Genomic DNA, 14,810 nt, shown 5'->3' on the forward strand with positions numbered 1-14,810 from the left:
GAGACAATCAACCACCCCGATACAAAAGCCGAAATGTTTCAAGACACACATAAAAATGTGCAATTAATTATTAAAAACGAACGAACGAACACATTCATACATTTAAGTGCGAGTCCCAAAAATGGTGATTTGGGGACAATCTATGAACCACGTGTCGGAGCACATCGAGCGTTTCAAGAAAAGCTACTCAGCTCTATAGGAAGAACTAACTCTAGCGCCACTCCCTCTGACACGTTAAAAATCTTGGATGATTTTTAACGTGTCAATATTGATAGATCACCGAACCCAAATCATCCTGACACAATAACAGACAAAACAATCAGACAAAATGTTCAATCAAAAGACGTGCAAGAATTAGCGACAAGTATAGAAGTACGTCAAGAAAATATTACGCAATCAAGAATAGAAACAAACGAAAAACTCAAAATCACCAATCAAGACCTACAAGAGCAAGTAATCATACGGAAAGACGTTGAATTATTTGCAAAACAAGACGGCATAATCTACGCAGAAGATACTGATTCACTTTTGATGGAATCAAAAGATAGTAAGACTGTAGACATAAAAAAATATCCCGATGGTAGTGCACAAGTCACCATCACGTCGACGGATGGCACAGAACCAATAAGCAAAGATCTAAATTTACGAAACACATCAAAAATGCTTAAAGCTATTGGCAAAGCAATTCCACTTCTAAGTTTAGGAATTGCAGCTGTGGAAGCCAACAGCATGGAACATCAAGCTGAAGAACTTGTACAAGACAATATGCTTACTCCCGAGCTCGCGCAAAGCTATAGTGACCTCATTATTTCAGCGCATATCCTTCAAATTTCCATTGATCCGACTCCAGCTTCAGAAATAGGAGTACAAAAACTATTTGATGAATGGTGTGAAACTAATAACATCTCCCCTGAGATGCGTGAAAAACTTGAACCCCCGTCAACACTTGAGGACATAGCCCACATTAATCTGGGAAATGAAATCTCCAATGCGAGGGAGTTTGCTCAAAAATTGCCGCGTATTCCTAATGAAAATCAGCCAGAAGATGTACAAATATTTGCTGAGTTCAACCAAAAAATTGATATAGCTAACGCCAAAATAGACGAAATTAAAAGCAGTGATCAAGTAACACGTCGAGACACAAGAGCAATATCAATGCAGTATTTAACGATCCAGCATTTAGACAAACAAATCGCCGATCATTATGAGAATCTTGCTGAAAATAATAATTTACAAAAGATCGTAGATTTTTCTCAGCAGAACGTAGAGGATTTGAATGTTGAACCTGTTACTACGTCAGGTATAGAAAATGAAGACGTCATCCACATCATCACTAATGCGCAAAATCCTCATGATATATTGCCAGATATAGTTACATCTGACAAAGCTGTAGTACTAAGCTCGAATGGTCAAGAAACACCGCTTTCTGAATTTCAACAAAACAAAGAGCAAAGCCCAATACCGTCTCTACACTCATATAATCACAGCGTCGCAATGCCTTAAAGATCAACAGTATAAGCAACCACATGACCCGCGATAAAAACATATTACCGCCTATTGACGACGTACCAATTCTGGATGCCGCTTCAAATAATATGAAGATCTCCCTCGCAACTGGGGACTCTGGAAAAATTTATATTTTCCATGAATCTCCATTCCCTGAACCTGTAAGTTGGATCGAATATAATATGGATGAATATTATATGACCTTTATTTCAGAAGTAGGTAGATTACAGCCATTAGGTATTGCCATTCCTGATAAGATTGCCAAAACTATAGGCACTCAAGATCATATTATAGTTACGCATCTGATTGATGGAAAAGAACGTGGATCTGTTAAAATTCCTTTAATGAGGCAAAAATACGATAATTAAATTATCTACACATCACACTAGCTAGAATTAGGGCTATTTATGTTTGACCTTACGCACTCTGATGGTTTTTCCAAACACTCATTCCATCTCTCTAACTCTTCAAAAAAAGCGTCACATTGATCAAAATCCATATCCTGAAGTGACGAATGAATGGCTTTACTATCTTTTTCTATGTCTTCGCTTTGGTTTAATTGTTTTCCATAGCTGGGCACCATTTATGGTGCCTTTTTTGTTTCTGCACCTTTCTAAATTCTTTCTATCCCTTCTATACTAAGCCTTTCAGGCGTTTTCTCTATTTTATAAATACCGTTTTTTTAAAAAAGGTATCGCTTCCTAGCACCTATTCACCTTACTTTAGGGTGTTCTTGGCTTTTTTAATGAAAGATAGGCCGATTAAAAAAGCCAATAAAGTCGCTGATGACAAGACTAACCAGTAGGGCAAGAGAGCGTGTTCTGGACCAATTTGCGGCTGTATTTCAATATGGAATTGAGCGGCAAGAAAGTTAATCAAGTAACCGCACATTAGCGCGCCACCAATCACACCAATTAAATACCCGAGTAATGTCTTTTTGCCCATTTCTTTGCCGATTACGCCTAATGTGGCGATGTTGGTTGCCGGTCCCGCCATCATAAACACCAAAACGGCACCTGGTGATACACCGGCTAAAAGCAGTCCTGCGGCAATGGGTGTGGAAGCTGTTGCGCAAATGTACATGGGAATAGAAATGATGACCATGATGAGCATCGCGAGAATGCCGTCTCCCCATTGGGCTAAAAAGCCACTGGGTAAATAAGCTTGTACTAATGCGGCAAAACCGATGCCGATTATTAACCACATACTGATGTCATCCACCAAGTTAGTGGCTGAAAAGCGTAATCCTTTTTGTATTTTTTGGGCCGCGTTGTTCATACGGTTGGATTTTTGGGTGCTGCAGCAGGAATTAGGTGCGACGTTGTTTTGCTGTTTCTTGTTGATTGAACAACAAGAGTTTGAGGTGTTTTTGTCTTTGGACGAATTTGCCGCCGTGTTGTGAGCGGATTTTGGCATTATTGAGTTAGATGAGGCACAACAGGATGACGTATTGTCTGTTGGCTTGTCGTCAACGGAATAAGAGGATTTGCTTTGATTATCTAATGAGTTTACGAATAAGCCCGCAAGAATGGCGCTGAAAATGGCTGCAATTGGTCGAACAAGGGCCATGAAAGGTCCAAGCATAACGTAGGATACGGAGATAGAATCGATGCCTGTTTCCGGTGTTGAAACGAGAAAAGAGCTGGTGGCGGCTTTTGAGGCTCCGGCTCGGCGTAAACCCATGGCCGCTGGAATCACACCACATGAACAGAGAGGCAAGGGAGCGCCGATGAAGGCGGCTTTTACTGTGGTTTTGATGTCATGACCACCCAGCTGTTGGTTCATCCAATTTATTGGAATACAGGTTTTCATTATGCCAGCCAAAGCAAGGCCAAAAATGAACCATGGAGCGGATTCTAAAAACAATTGATAAAAGTGAGATAAAAACAACATGTCATTGATCTCCTTGATGAACGGAAGATTCATATTGGACTTCGTTTGTGTCTTGTTCTAATGCTTCTAGAATGGTGCAATGAACGGCACTTTCATGGCCACCACAGCAGGCATCGGAGAGTTTTTTTAACGAGCTCTGAAAGCATTTTAATTCGGCTATTTTAGCTTCGATTTCAGTCAATTTATCGTCTACCAGCTGCTTTACATCTGAGCAAGAATTGCTCTCTTTGTTGATTTCAATGGACAGCAATTCTTGGGTTTCAGCTAGGGTAAATCCCACTCCTTTGGCTCGTAATATGAAATGTAAAATGTCTTTGTCTTGTTCCGAATACAGTCGATAGCCTGAGTCTGAGCGAGCTGATGCATGCAATAATCCGCTTTTTTCATAAAAGCGTAAGGTGTCTTTATTGATCTTGTAGAGTGTCGCGAGTTCGCCAATTCGATACATGGTGTTTAGATCCGTCTGGTCACGAAGTGTTAGAAGGAATTATAAACCTTGGAGTTAGGTCCAAGGTCAAGCAAAGGCAAAATTTAATTGCTCAAACAAACATTCGTATCAAATTGATCAACGTTTTCTTTTGTCACTATGTATAGGAAAGGTATTTGAATGCTCAATGTCTCGCTTGCATCGGCTACTTTGTTATCTAAGCAATTAGGCAGCTTTTTAGGGGAAGGTTACTCATCCATTGCTCTGTTCTTCAAATACCTCTTTGGCGATTTTTTGAAAAGACTGAAAGGCGAATTGCTCCTGTAAAGGACTGACACACCATAGGTACAAATCGCGGGAGACAGGTAGAATGTGTTCGAGCTTAAGTTCACAGATCGAAAATTCTTCTTTGATCACGGTAACAGGGAAGTGAGGTAGTGCGGCGAGATAGCGGCCAGACGCTAACATTTTCATGAGCATATAAGCATCATTGCGGAATACGGCTTTGGTTCTTGCGCCGTGGATGCCATAGGATGAGAGCATTTCAGTAGTTTGTTGTTCAAAGTAAGAAGCGATTCCTAAGCTTAACCAGTCAAGAGACATAAAGTCATCAATCTGAATATCACTTCTATTGGCCAGTGGGTGTTGTTGGCCGCAGAAGATGCCTATTTTGTCTTCTTTTAGTCGTTCGCTATAAAGGCTGGTGGTGTTTCTGTCTGATGATTGCGGTGCAATGACGATATCAAATTGATCATCGAGTAACCCTTCCAATGCAACAGAGGGGTTTAAGCAGGTTATGGTCAAAGACACGTCTGGGTGTTCTTCAATCATGCGATCAATCACTTTGGGCAATACTCCCATTGCTAAAAGGGAGCCAGAAGCAATGCGCAAATTTTGTTTAATGCCTAATTTATATCGAGAAACTTGTTCCTGTGCGGCACCTAGACGACGGGTAATGGCTCGGCCTTCTCTAGCAAGGGATTCTCCTACTTGGGTACTGGTTACGCCAAAGCGGCTGCGAGTAAAAAGCTGGGTGCCGGCTTGCATCTCTAAGGTCGCCATTGCTCGGGTCAGAGTGGGCTGAGCAAGATTAAGGTATTCTGCCGCCGCGGTAATGGAGCCTTTATCAAGAATGGTGGCTAAGTATATAAGGTGTTTGGACTCCATAAGGGCATTCTCTTATTCGTCAATTGTTTATCTTATTGCGTTTATTATTTGGAAATTGGCGACACTCGTTGAATATTCTCGATTCGCAAACGGCGCATTTTTGTTTGTCTATCTTATCCAGCATCATGCTGATGGCTTGGTTTGAATTATCGAATATATGATGCTTTAACAGGTTCTGAAAGGTTGGCATCGAGTCAATTTCATCGGATACCGTACCTTTTAAGGAACACATAAGTAAATCCCCGCCGAGTTTATTGATGCGCTCTATTTCTGATTCCAGCAAAAGCACCCCTGATGCATCCATGAAATTAATGCCTTTAGCAACCAGTATTAGGTTACTAGGGCCTTGCTGTGTGTGCTTAGCGATTTCCTTTTGAACATAATCAACAGAGCCAAAATACAATGAACCATCGATGCGGATCATTTGGAATTGTGGGCATGTGTTTAAATTGTATCGATCAATGTTGCGAATCATTCGATGTTTTGCGGTTTGCAAGGGAGCGACTTTAATGAGGCGTGGACGTGAGGTTCTACGTAGATAAAAGCCGAGGGATAAAATGATGCCTAAGTAGATGGCGTATTCTAATGGGATAAATAGGGTCGATAAAAATGTCCCTATTAAAATACAAGCTTCAGCATGATTCAGTTTTATCGTATCGATAATGTGTTTGCTGTCGATCAAATTCCAAGCGATCAGTAGGACACTTCCAGCCATCGCAGGTAAAGGCAAATAAGCGGTACTAGATGGAATAAAGCAAATAACCAATGCAACAATAATGGCAGCAAATACCGCGGCTAAAGGGCTTGCTGCTCCAGCATCGTAGTTGGCACCTGAGCGAGTGAAAGAACCTGAACTGGTATAGCAGGAAAAGAACCCTCCGATCATATTTGACATGCCTTGGCCAATAAACTCTTGATTGCCATCAATGACTTGCTTAGAGCGTACCGAAATGGCACGAGCAATTGAGACTGCTTCGATCAGACCCAGTAGTGCGACAGCAAAAGCGCCTGAAAACAGAGATTGTATAGTTGTTAAAGACAGGTCTGGAATTGACACTGGGGGTAAACTGCCAGACATGCTTTCTACCATGGCAACATTATGATGCTGTGCGTTTAACAAAAGACACAGTAGGCTTCCTGTTAGCATTCCAATCAGCAAATAGGGGAGTCTGCGGTTAATGGCTTTCACCAGTATTGAAGAGATAAAGGTTGTTACACCGATGGCGAGAGCGTAGAGATTGGTGTTGCTTAGGGTATGAAATAAAGCATTGATTTCGGCGATAAAGTTTAAATCAGACGGCAGTGATACTCCTAATAAATGTTTGATTTGGCTGGTGGCGATGAGGATGGCAGCGCCTGTTGTAAAACCAATGATGACAGTGTGCGAAATGAAATTTACCAAAGCCCCTAGTCTCAAAGTGCCAAGAGAGAATTGAATCATGCCAACTAAAAAGCTCAACGTGACGACTATGGTTAATTGCTCGCTGAGACCATTGTATGTCATTTGGTTCACAACAGAGGCGACAACGATGGAAAGGGCAGCCGTTGGGCCGGATATCATATGGAAGGAACTGCCGAATAATGAGGCAACGGCAGCAGATACTATGGCGGTATACAGGCCAAACTCAGGAGGTAATCCAGCAATGTAGGCATAGGCCACACCTTGTGGAAGGACTAACACGGCACCGGTTATGCCTGCCATGAAGTCTTTTTTGAGATCTCCGGCGGTAAGTTGTTTGCCCCAAGAGATAAAAGGGAACAAGGTGAGAAGTAGAGATTTTAACATGTGTTTTCCAATTGATTGGCGAAATGGAGGAAACAAGACCGACCCAAGTTGGCTGAAGATAGTAAACAATCAACTTGTATTCGTAAAATGATAAAAGAAAGCTCTTAATCGACAAAAATGAATGTGTGAGGCTCATAATGTATTCATTTTTGATTGATTAGTGTCTTAAATAAGTATTTTACGGATATCAATTCTCAGGTTAGATTGATCACACCTATTAAAAATAATAAGCAAGGTGGAATTCAAAATGCAGAATTTGAAAAGACAGTTGCGTCAAGGATTGAACATAGTCGGCTTAATGTGCGCGGGTAGCTTGGTCAGTAGTGCTGCTATCGCTGAAAAAATTGGTATGGAATCTGCCACACCAAATAGCGTTTTAGGTATGTTGCCCCAGGCAATGGCACCTTATTGGTCTGAGCAGGGGGTTGATGTTCAACTGTCTCTCAATCAAACACTGACTAAATCGTTGCTAAAATTGGCGAAAGGAAGTTTAGATTCTGCCGTCATTCCGCCTCCCGCCTTTACCGCCATGAAAAAAGGCGTTGGCCCTTATGCAAAAATGGCCGAAAAGGCGCAGCAAATGTCTCACAATGTTCGTGGCCTCTTTACCATCCCAGGTAGTTATTATCATGCTATTACGCGTGCCGACTCTGGTATTGGATCTTGGCCCGAAGCAAAAGGTAAGCGTGTTTTCATCGGTCCTCCAGCTGGCGTTGCCAATTCTCAAATAAGTCGTTTAGCCGCAGCGGGTGGTTTGCCTGTTGGTGAATACGATCCAGTTAAAGCGCCTTGGGGAGCTGCCGTTCAAAGTTTCCAAGACGGTCAATTTGACGTGTTTGTGGGGACCTTTTCACTTGGTTCACAATCAGTCGCAGAACTCAGCTTAACCAACCCGATTCGTATTTTAGGCATTCCTGGGGAAAAAATGATGCCGCCAGAAGGCTTGGGTATGCAACCTGCGGAAATTCCAGTCAATACTTACCCTGGCCAAGTTAATGAATTGCCGGTTTTAACATGGCAAACCATTATGATGATGGCGGTGAATAAAGACCTGTCAGACGATATCGCTTATACATTGACGAAAGAGTTTATCGAACATCGCGGTGCTCTGGCGGACTCAAATGCTTTGTTTAATGACATTCTTACCACAGACTTTTTTGTTGGTGTGAATGCGCCGTTGCATCCTGGTGCAGTTCGTTACTACCAGGAAGCTGGGATTCCAATACCGAAAAAGTTAATGCCTTAAGCGGTTAACCATCTACTTTCTCCAATGACGATTGATTAAGTGAGGCGTCGCCTCACTTATGGAGTGACTATGTTTTTCTCGTCTCAAATGTGTTCGAAACTGCTTTCATGGATGGTGGCGGGCTTTAGTTTGGTGATTGCATTTTATGGCTTAGCGAATGTTATGCCCGCAATCGGCGACTTTCGTTTAGGACCTTTCCCTTTAGTGGAGTTCCGAGCATCCTTTTTTGCTTTATGTGTTATTACCATCGCTTTGGGCATTTGTCTTAGATATTTACAAGGCGAAACGTCTGTTGTGAATGCCATTATCAGCGTTGGGTTGTTATTTGTATTGTTGTATTGCAGTTGGTCTTTCTATCAGGTCAGCAGTGAATTAGATGACGGTATGTTTTTGTTTGGTGCCAAAGATATGTGGATTTCTGTCTTGGCAGCATTTGGCGCTTTGTATTTTTGTTGGCGTATTTGGGGAGTGCCGGTTGCCTTACTGGGTGTGGTTGGGATCTTGTATATGGCAACTGGTCAATACTGGCCAGGTCCATTGCAGACGGTGAGTCATGATGTAAATGAAACCTTGGCTCAAAACCTTTTGTACAGTTTGGATACCGGTATATTAGGCAGCACGTTTGCCATTGTGATTACGACGGTGTTTCCTTTTATCATTTTGGGGGCCTTGTTAGAGGGCGTCGGTGCTGGTGATTCTATGATTCGAATTGCCTTTCACTGGATGAGGAGAACGGCTGGTGGGCCAGCACATGCGGCGGTACTGTCGTCGGCTTTATTTGGTACGGTCTCGGGTAGCGCGGTTGGTAACGTGGTCGGCACAGGCGTCATTACCATTCCTATGATCAAACGCCGTGGTTTCTCTGCAAACTTTGCCGGTGCAGTAGAGGCGTCTGCTTCAACTGGAGGGCAGATTATGCCACCGATTATGGGCGCGGCAGCGTTAGTCATGGCAGACTTTGTTGGCGTCAACTATATGACGGTGATTATTGCCGTATTGGTGCCATCTATTGCTTATTACGCCAGTTTGTTTGCCATGATTGTGTTTGAGTCTCGCCGTTTGGGGATACAAGCCAGTGAGACAGTAGAAGGCGTAGATGCGCCGGTGAAACAAGATTATTTAAATTTAATGCTAATCTTTGTGCCATTAGCCATCATTGTTTGTTTGCTGTTGTATGGGTTATCGCCTTCAGGGGCTTCGATTACCGCGTTGGCTGTACTGTTTCCATTGAGTCTCATTAATCCTGAGATTCGCTCTAAACCGATAAAACTAATACAGAGTTTACAAGTTGGTGGACGCACGTTTGCTGGGTTGTTAATGGCCATTGCCGCCGTCAGTATTGTTATTTCTGCATTGTCAGCCACCGGTGTGCCGGTTAAATTCAGCGTCTTATTATCTAGTATTGTCTCGGATTCCTTACTGATTTCCTTATTGCTCGCAGCCTTGTGTTGCATCGTTTTGGGAATGGGTATGCCTACTTTGCCAGCCTACGTCACGGTAGCGACCATCGCGATTCCAGCAATGGAGCAACTTGGTTTGGCGCCATTGACGGCTCATATGTTCGTATTCTTTATTGCCGTTGGCTCTGCAATTACGCCACCTGTGGCGATCGCTGCCTTTGCCGCAGCAAGTATCTCTGGTGGTGGCCCAATAGGCACCTCTGTGCAAGCGTCGAAAGTCGGCATTATGATTTTTGTGATTCCGTTCACCTTTGCTTTTAACCCCATGTTACTTAGCGTTGCTCAATCTGGTGTGCCATTTGAACTGTTGTCTTGGCTTTGGTTGGTGATCAAGCTAATGGTAGGGATTTTGTTGTTGGCGACAGCCTTAAGTGGTTTTCATACACATAAATTGTCTTGGCCTGAAGTGGTTGGTCGTTTAATGGCGGCTGGGATGCTATTCGCTCCTGGTGTGGTTTGGGATCAAATAGGCGCCGTTTCTGCTTTGATACTTTGGCTATGGCATTTGCGTCACGACATGAAAATTATTCAGCGTTTTAAAGGAGTAGAGTAATGACCAATATTATTTACATTGTGGCAGACGATTTAGGTTACGCAGATTTAGGTTGTTATGGTGGTCGTGATGCTCAATTTGGTAAGGTGTCGCCAAATATCGATAAGCTGGCTGAAGAAGGCATGATGTTTGTCGATGGTTATGCAAACTCTCCTGTTTGCTCACCCACACGATTTGCCTTAATGACAATGGCTTACCAGTATCGTCTTCGTGGGGCGTTAGAAGAACCCATTAACAGTAAAAGCATTGGCAGCGATACATTGGGGTTGCCTCCCCATATTCCCACTTTACCGGGTCAGTTAAAGAAGTCTGGTTACTACACTGGACTAATGGGGAAGTGGCATCTTGGGTATCCTCCTCATTTTGGACCAAGGTCGTCAGGTTATGATGAATTTTTCGGCATTATGGCTGGCGGTGTTGATTATTTTTCCCATAAAAGTGGTCATGGTGATCACGACCTTTGGATTAATGAAGAGGAACACAAAGAAATTGGTTACCTTACGGATCTGATTTCTGAGCATTCTTTAGAATTTATTCATCGTCGCGCAAAGGACGCACCAGAGCAGCCATTTTTCTTAAGTATTCATTACACCGCGCCCCATTGGCCGTGGGAAACCCGTGATGATGAACATCTCTCTGGAAAAATGTCGACTTTATTTCACCTTGAAGGTGGCAACATTCATACCTACCGAAAAATGATTCATCACATGGATGAAGGCATAGGTAAAATTATGGCGGCATTAGATGAACATGGTTTGACCGAGGATACTTTGATCGTTTTTACCAGTGATAATGGTGGTGAACGCTTCTCTGATAATTGGCCTTTGGTTGGCGGTAAAATGGATCTAACCGAGGGCGGAATTCGAGTGCCTTGGATTGCTCGTTGGCCGAAAAAAATAGAGGCTGGAAAAGTGAGTGATCAGCACTGTATGACAATGGATTGGTCGCGCACTTTACTGGAAGTAGGGGAAGGGCCATTTGACCCTGATTATCCCGTAGATGGTGTTTCTCTTATGCCTATTTTAAAAGGAGAGGTTGAGCGTTTTGAACGTCCTTTGTATTGGCGTATGAAGCATCGCAGTCAAAGAGCATTACGTTTAGCGGATTGGAAATATTTAAAAGTCGATGAGCATGAATATCTTTTTAATATTACAAATGATGCTAGAGAGCGTGCCAATCTAGGCAAACGTTACCCAGATAAATTGGCGGAAATGAGACAGCAATGGTTGGATTGGAATGCAACCATGCCCGCTATTCCTGAGGATGCTGTTGTCAGTCTTGGTTACAGTGTTGCGGACATGCCGCAACGTTAAACAGAGTGTTATCCAGTTGTGCCTTCAGCCAATCTTTCATTAAGGGGGATTGGCTTTTTTTATTTTTACGTGACACATAGATGTTCGCTATTTGTTATCTATTTTAATGGGGGTAGGATGGGTTTAGTAACCAATTCTAAGGGGCTCATTGATATGAGATGCGATCAACACGTCTTACTGACACCTAAACAGATGGCTTTGGCAGATCAAGAGGCCGTTTATTTAGGGGTTCCTGCATTTGATTTAATGGCTGCGGCTGGTCAAGCCGTAGCGGAAGCCATTATGGCGAAATGGACAAAACGTCCTGTTCTAGTGATGGCAGGTCCTGGCAATAATGGTGGCGATGGTTTTGTGATTGCAGAGCAATTGCGCCAGCATAATTGGCCTGTGACTCTGGCCTTTATGGGGCATTTAGACAATATGTCCGCTGAAGCTCAGGCGCACGCAAAGGCATGGAAAGGTGAGTGGCATCCTCTGTCACAAACTCTGTTAAATGACGCTAAGTTGGTGGTTGATGCCTTGTTCGGCGCGGGCTTGTCGCGGCCAATTGAAGGTCAGGTTCAGCATATGTTGGAGGCCGTTGCTCAGTCAGGCTTGCCGGTATGCGCTGTTGATGTCCCAAGTGGTCTAGACGGCGCGACAGGCCAAGCGCTCGGAGTAGTGGCTAAAGCCGATTTGACGGTGACTTTTTTCCGTAAAAAGCCCGGGCATTTGCTGTTTCCTGGGCGTACTTTTTGCGGTGATTTGCTGGTAAGGGGGATTGGTATCCCCGCTAAGGTACTGACGGATTTACGCATACAGACAGCGGAAAATCATCCAGATCTTTGGCTGTCTGATTACCCTCTAATGAAACAAGATGGTCATAAATTTCACCGTGGTCATGTGCTGATTTATGGTGGTCAATGGATGACAGGGGCCAGTCGTTTAAGTGCGCGAGCGGCGCAACGAATCGGGGCTGGGTTGGTGTCATTAGCCGTACCGGAAAGCAGTTGGCCAATTTATGCGGCTGCTATGTTGTCAGTGATGGTAAAACCTTTGGCTGCACATCAATCAGAACACGCGTTTCAGCAGATGTTGAACGACTCTCGTTTTAATGTGGTGGTGATTGGTCCTGGTGCTGGGTTAGAAGGAAACGACAAGCATCGTGTTAAACACGCCGTGCTAGAGACGCTTAAATGTGGTCGAGCTTGTGTGTTGGATGCGGATGCATTGACGGCCTTTTCTGAACGGCCAAAAGCATTGTTTGAGGCCATTCATGATGCTTGCATCCTGACACCTCATGAAGGAGAGTTTGCGCGCTTGTTTCCTCATCTTTCTGAGCAATCAGGAAAGGATAAACTGAGCAGAGCCAAACAAGCAGCGCGTGAGAGTGGAGCCATTGTCTTGCTAAAAGGCGCGGATACTGTCATCGCTTCGCCAGATGGACACGCCATTATTAACACAAATGCACCAGCTGAACTGGCCACTGGTGGTGCGGGGGATGTGCTGGCGGGGTTTATTGCCGGCTTGGTCGCACAAGGCATGACACCATTTTATGCTACCGCCGCTGCAGTATGGCTGCATGGCGAAGTGGCAAATGAATTTGGTGTGGGGTTAATTGCTGAGGATCTTACCGATGCCTTACCAAATGTGTTGCAACAACTAAAATAATTCAGCGAGCAAAGTGAGCTATATTTCTTTACTACACCGTAAATTTATGCGTATCTATTCTCGTTTATTATGAATAAGTATGGATAAGCGTATCCAGCATGGAAGCGGCTGCAACGGAGAGGCTTGATCTCGGTTGGCAAATGACACCCACTCGCCATTGGATGCTGGGCTCGGTAATGTTACGACAGAGAGAGCCTTGTTCGATGGCTTGTTGTCGACACAGTTCCGGCACCACAGCTACTCCCATGCCTTCGCTGACCATGCGTCCGACTGTGGTTAATTGATGTGCATCGAATGCGACATTGAGCTCAATGCCGACCTTATTAAGGGAATTTTCGATTTTTGCCCTGACACTCGAAGGACGCTGTAGGGTAATAAAGTCGTATTCTAAAAGTGCTCGCCAAGAGATGGTGTCGTGCTTTTCCAATGGGTGGTTTTGCGGAACTATGGCGATGAATCTGTCTTCGTATAATGGGTAGAAAGATAAATCCACTAGGTTGCTTGGTTCAAAAGAGATACCCAATTCAACTTGGTTATTACGGACCATTTCTACCACCACATCCGATAACACATCATTAATGGCAACCTGAACATTAGGGTAGCTAGCATGATAATTTTGAATAGCTTTAGGTAATAACGAGGCCGCAAAAGATGGCATGGATGCAATGGTGATTTTCCCTAGCTGTAAAGCGAAGCGTTGCTTCATTTCATCTTCCGCATTTTCCCATTGCGCTAATAATCGTCTCGCAATTGGCAGCAACGCCTGACCCTCTGGCGTTAATGAAATATGACGCGTGGTTCGAGTGAGTAATTTTCCACCTAAATCCTCTTCTAAGCTTTTAATGGATAAACTTAATGCTGGTTGTGATAGATGTAGCTGAGTCGCGGCACTGGCAAAGCTCATCGATTGTGCCACGGCTAAAAAAGCTCGAACTTGTTTGATATTCATGTTGGGTCTCTGAACGAAGGCTATGGCACTGAATGTGCGGTTTTATTTATTTGATATTCTTATTAATAAAAAGAAAAAACAAATTTAATTAATTTATTCCATTAGGTCAAACTGGACGGAATTCAAAAATAATAAAATAGGAGATTCTTAATGGCCGGTTTTGATAAAGTTGTGGCTTCTTATGAAGAAGCGATGGCAGGTCTGCAAGACAATATGACCATTCTAGCAGGCGGCTTTGGTCTGTGCGGTATTCCTGAGAACTTAATTGCTGAGATTAAACGAAAAGGCAGTAAAGGTTTAACGGTTGTATCGAACAATTGTGGTGTCGATGGTTTTGGCTTAGGCATTCTGCTCGAAGACAAGCAAATCCGCAAAATGGTTTCGTCTTATGTTGGCGAAAACGCTCTGTTTGAAAAACAGCTATTAGACGGTGAGCTTGAAGTAGAGCTGACACCTCAAGGTACTTTGGCTGAGAAAATGCGTGCTGGTGGTGCGGGAATCCCTGCGTTTTATACAGCAACCGGTGTAGGCACACCCGTAGCCGAAGGCAAAGAAACAAAACAATTCCATGGTCGCGAATATTTATTAGAAGAAGCCATTACAGGTGACTTTGCGATTGTAAAAGGCTGGAAAGCCGACCGATACGGTAATGTTGTTTATCGTCATACCGCTCAAAACTTTAATCCTCTGGCTGCCACTGCTGGCAAGATCACCGTTGTCGAAGTCGAAGAAATTGTCGAAGTCGGTGAATTGGATCCTGCGCACATTCACACTCCTGGTATTTATGTCGATCGTGTCGTGCTCGGCACCTTTGAAAAACGCATCGAAAAAAGAACCGTTACGCCAACAGAATAAGAAGA

At 43.6% G+C, this 14,810-nt stretch carries 12 protein-coding genes; 7 read left to right on the top strand and 5 right to left on the bottom strand.

Annotated features, from left to right (window positions below):
• Positions 1-345: 345 nt before the first annotated feature.
• Together DFP76_RS09525 and DFP76_RS09530 are read left to right on the top strand one after the other, a co-directional pair.
• Positions 346-1,503, top strand: coding sequence for a hypothetical protein (locus DFP76_RS09525; RefSeq protein ID WP_113874407.1), 1,158 nt, complete (start codon positions 346-348; stop codon positions 1,501-1,503).
• 23 nt (positions 1,504-1,526) lie between these two features.
• Positions 1,527-1,874: a hypothetical protein gene (locus DFP76_RS09530; RefSeq protein ID WP_113874408.1), complete on the top strand. Its 348-nt coding sequence runs from the start codon at positions 1,527-1,529 to the stop codon at positions 1,872-1,874.
• A 349-nt stretch (positions 1,875-2,223) separates the two neighbouring features.
• Here DFP76_RS09530 and DFP76_RS09540 read toward each other — a convergent pair whose 3' ends face one another.
• The 4 genes from DFP76_RS09540 to DFP76_RS09555 form a co-directional block, all read right to left on the bottom strand.
• Positions 2,224-3,399: an SO_0444 family Cu/Zn efflux transporter gene (locus tag DFP76_RS09540; protein WP_113874410.1), complete on the bottom strand. Its 1,176-nt coding sequence runs from the start codon at positions 3,397-3,399 to the stop codon at positions 2,224-2,226.
• 1 nt (position 3,400) lies between these two features.
• A complete protein-coding gene (gene zntR, locus DFP76_RS09545; protein WP_013795526.1) occupies positions 3,401-3,847 on the bottom strand; it encodes a Zn(2+)-responsive transcriptional regulator in 447 nt (148 codons plus the stop codon).
• A gap of 231 nt (positions 3,848-4,078) precedes the next feature.
• Entirely contained in the window at positions 4,079-4,993 is a 915-nt protein-coding gene (locus DFP76_RS09550) for a LysR family transcriptional regulator (protein ID WP_113874411.1), read from the bottom strand.
• A 19-nt stretch (positions 4,994-5,012) separates the two neighbouring features.
• The gene (locus DFP76_RS09555; protein WP_113874412.1) at positions 5,013-6,779 is read right to left on the bottom strand and encodes a SulP family inorganic anion transporter; all 1,767 of its coding nucleotides are present in this window, start codon (positions 6,777-6,779) and stop codon (positions 5,013-5,015) included.
• A gap of 247 nt (positions 6,780-7,026) precedes the next feature.
• On the opposite strand from DFP76_RS09555, the gene DFP76_RS09560 reads away from it, so the two are divergent.
• The 4 genes from DFP76_RS09560 to DFP76_RS09575 all read left to right on the top strand — a co-directional run bounded on the left by DFP76_RS09560 (position 7,027) and on the right by DFP76_RS09575 (position 13,001).
• A complete protein-coding gene (locus DFP76_RS09560; RefSeq protein ID WP_113874413.1) occupies positions 7,027-8,025 on the top strand; it encodes a TAXI family TRAP transporter solute-binding subunit in 999 nt (332 codons plus the stop codon).
• Between the two features lie 69 nt (positions 8,026-8,094).
• Positions 8,095-10,038: a TRAP transporter permease gene (locus DFP76_RS09565; protein ID WP_113874414.1), complete on the top strand. Its 1,944-nt coding sequence runs from the start codon at positions 8,095-8,097 to the stop codon at positions 10,036-10,038.
• Positions 10,038-11,351 carry a sulfatase family protein gene (locus tag DFP76_RS09570; RefSeq protein ID WP_113874415.1) on the top strand — a complete coding sequence of 438 codons (1,314 nt, stop codon included), beginning with the start codon at positions 10,038-10,040 and terminating at the stop codon, positions 11,349-11,351. The genes DFP76_RS09565 and DFP76_RS09570 overlap by 1 nt, the downstream gene beginning before the upstream one ends.
• A gap of 153 nt (positions 11,352-11,504) precedes the next feature.
• Positions 11,505-13,001 (top strand): NAD(P)H-hydrate dehydratase, encoded by a 1,497-nt coding sequence (locus DFP76_RS09575; RefSeq protein WP_113874505.1) that lies wholly within the window; start codon positions 11,505-11,507, stop codon positions 12,999-13,001.
• A gap of 67 nt (positions 13,002-13,068) precedes the next feature.
• Here DFP76_RS09575 and DFP76_RS09580 read toward each other — a convergent pair whose 3' ends face one another.
• Positions 13,069-13,950 (bottom strand): LysR family transcriptional regulator, encoded by an 882-nt coding sequence (locus DFP76_RS09580; RefSeq protein ID WP_113874416.1) that lies wholly within the window; start codon positions 13,948-13,950, stop codon positions 13,069-13,071.
• A 150-nt stretch (positions 13,951-14,100) separates the two neighbouring features.
• On the opposite strand from DFP76_RS09580, the gene DFP76_RS09585 reads away from it, so the two are divergent.
• Positions 14,101-14,805: a CoA transferase subunit A gene (locus tag DFP76_RS09585; protein ID WP_113874417.1), complete on the top strand. Its 705-nt coding sequence runs from the start codon at positions 14,101-14,103 to the stop codon at positions 14,803-14,805.
• Positions 14,806-14,810: the final 5 nt, after the last annotated feature.

It is taken from the genome of Marinomonas aquiplantarum, from assembly GCF_003314975.1.
Classification (GTDB): domain Bacteria; phylum Pseudomonadota; class Gammaproteobacteria; order Pseudomonadales; family Marinomonadaceae; genus Marinomonas; species Marinomonas aquiplantarum.

Bases quoted from the DNA above. Each gene is read 5' to 3' on its own strand.
- DFP76_RS09530 (WP_113874408.1), top strand. From the start codon at position 1,527: ATGACCCGCGATAAAAACATATTACCGCCTATTGACGACGTACCAATT.
- DFP76_RS09540 (WP_113874410.1), bottom strand. From the start codon at position 3,399: ATGTTGTTTTTATCTCACTTTTATCAATTGTTTTTAGAATCCGCTCCA.
- zntR (WP_013795526.1), bottom strand. From the start codon at position 3,847: ATGTATCGAATTGGCGAACTCGCGACACTCTACAAGATCAATAAAGAC.
- DFP76_RS09550 (WP_113874411.1), bottom strand. From the start codon at position 4,993: ATGGAGTCCAAACACCTTATATACTTAGCCACCATTCTTGATAAAGGC.
- DFP76_RS09555 (WP_113874412.1), bottom strand. From the start codon at position 6,779: ATGTTAAAATCTCTACTTCTCACCTTGTTCCCTTTTATCTCTTGGGGC.
- DFP76_RS09560 (WP_113874413.1), top strand. From the start codon at position 7,027: ATGCAGAATTTGAAAAGACAGTTGCGTCAAGGATTGAACATAGTCGGC.
- DFP76_RS09565 (WP_113874414.1), top strand. From the start codon at position 8,095: ATGTTTTTCTCGTCTCAAATGTGTTCGAAACTGCTTTCATGGATGGTG.
- DFP76_RS09570 (WP_113874415.1), top strand. From the start codon at position 10,038: ATGACCAATATTATTTACATTGTGGCAGACGATTTAGGTTACGCAGAT.
- DFP76_RS09575 (WP_113874505.1), top strand. From the start codon at position 11,505: ATGAGATGCGATCAACACGTCTTACTGACACCTAAACAGATGGCTTTG.
- DFP76_RS09580 (WP_113874416.1), bottom strand. From the start codon at position 13,950: ATGAATATCAAACAAGTTCGAGCTTTTTTAGCCGTGGCACAATCGATG.
- DFP76_RS09585 (WP_113874417.1), top strand. From the start codon at position 14,101: ATGGCCGGTTTTGATAAAGTTGTGGCTTCTTATGAAGAAGCGATGGCA.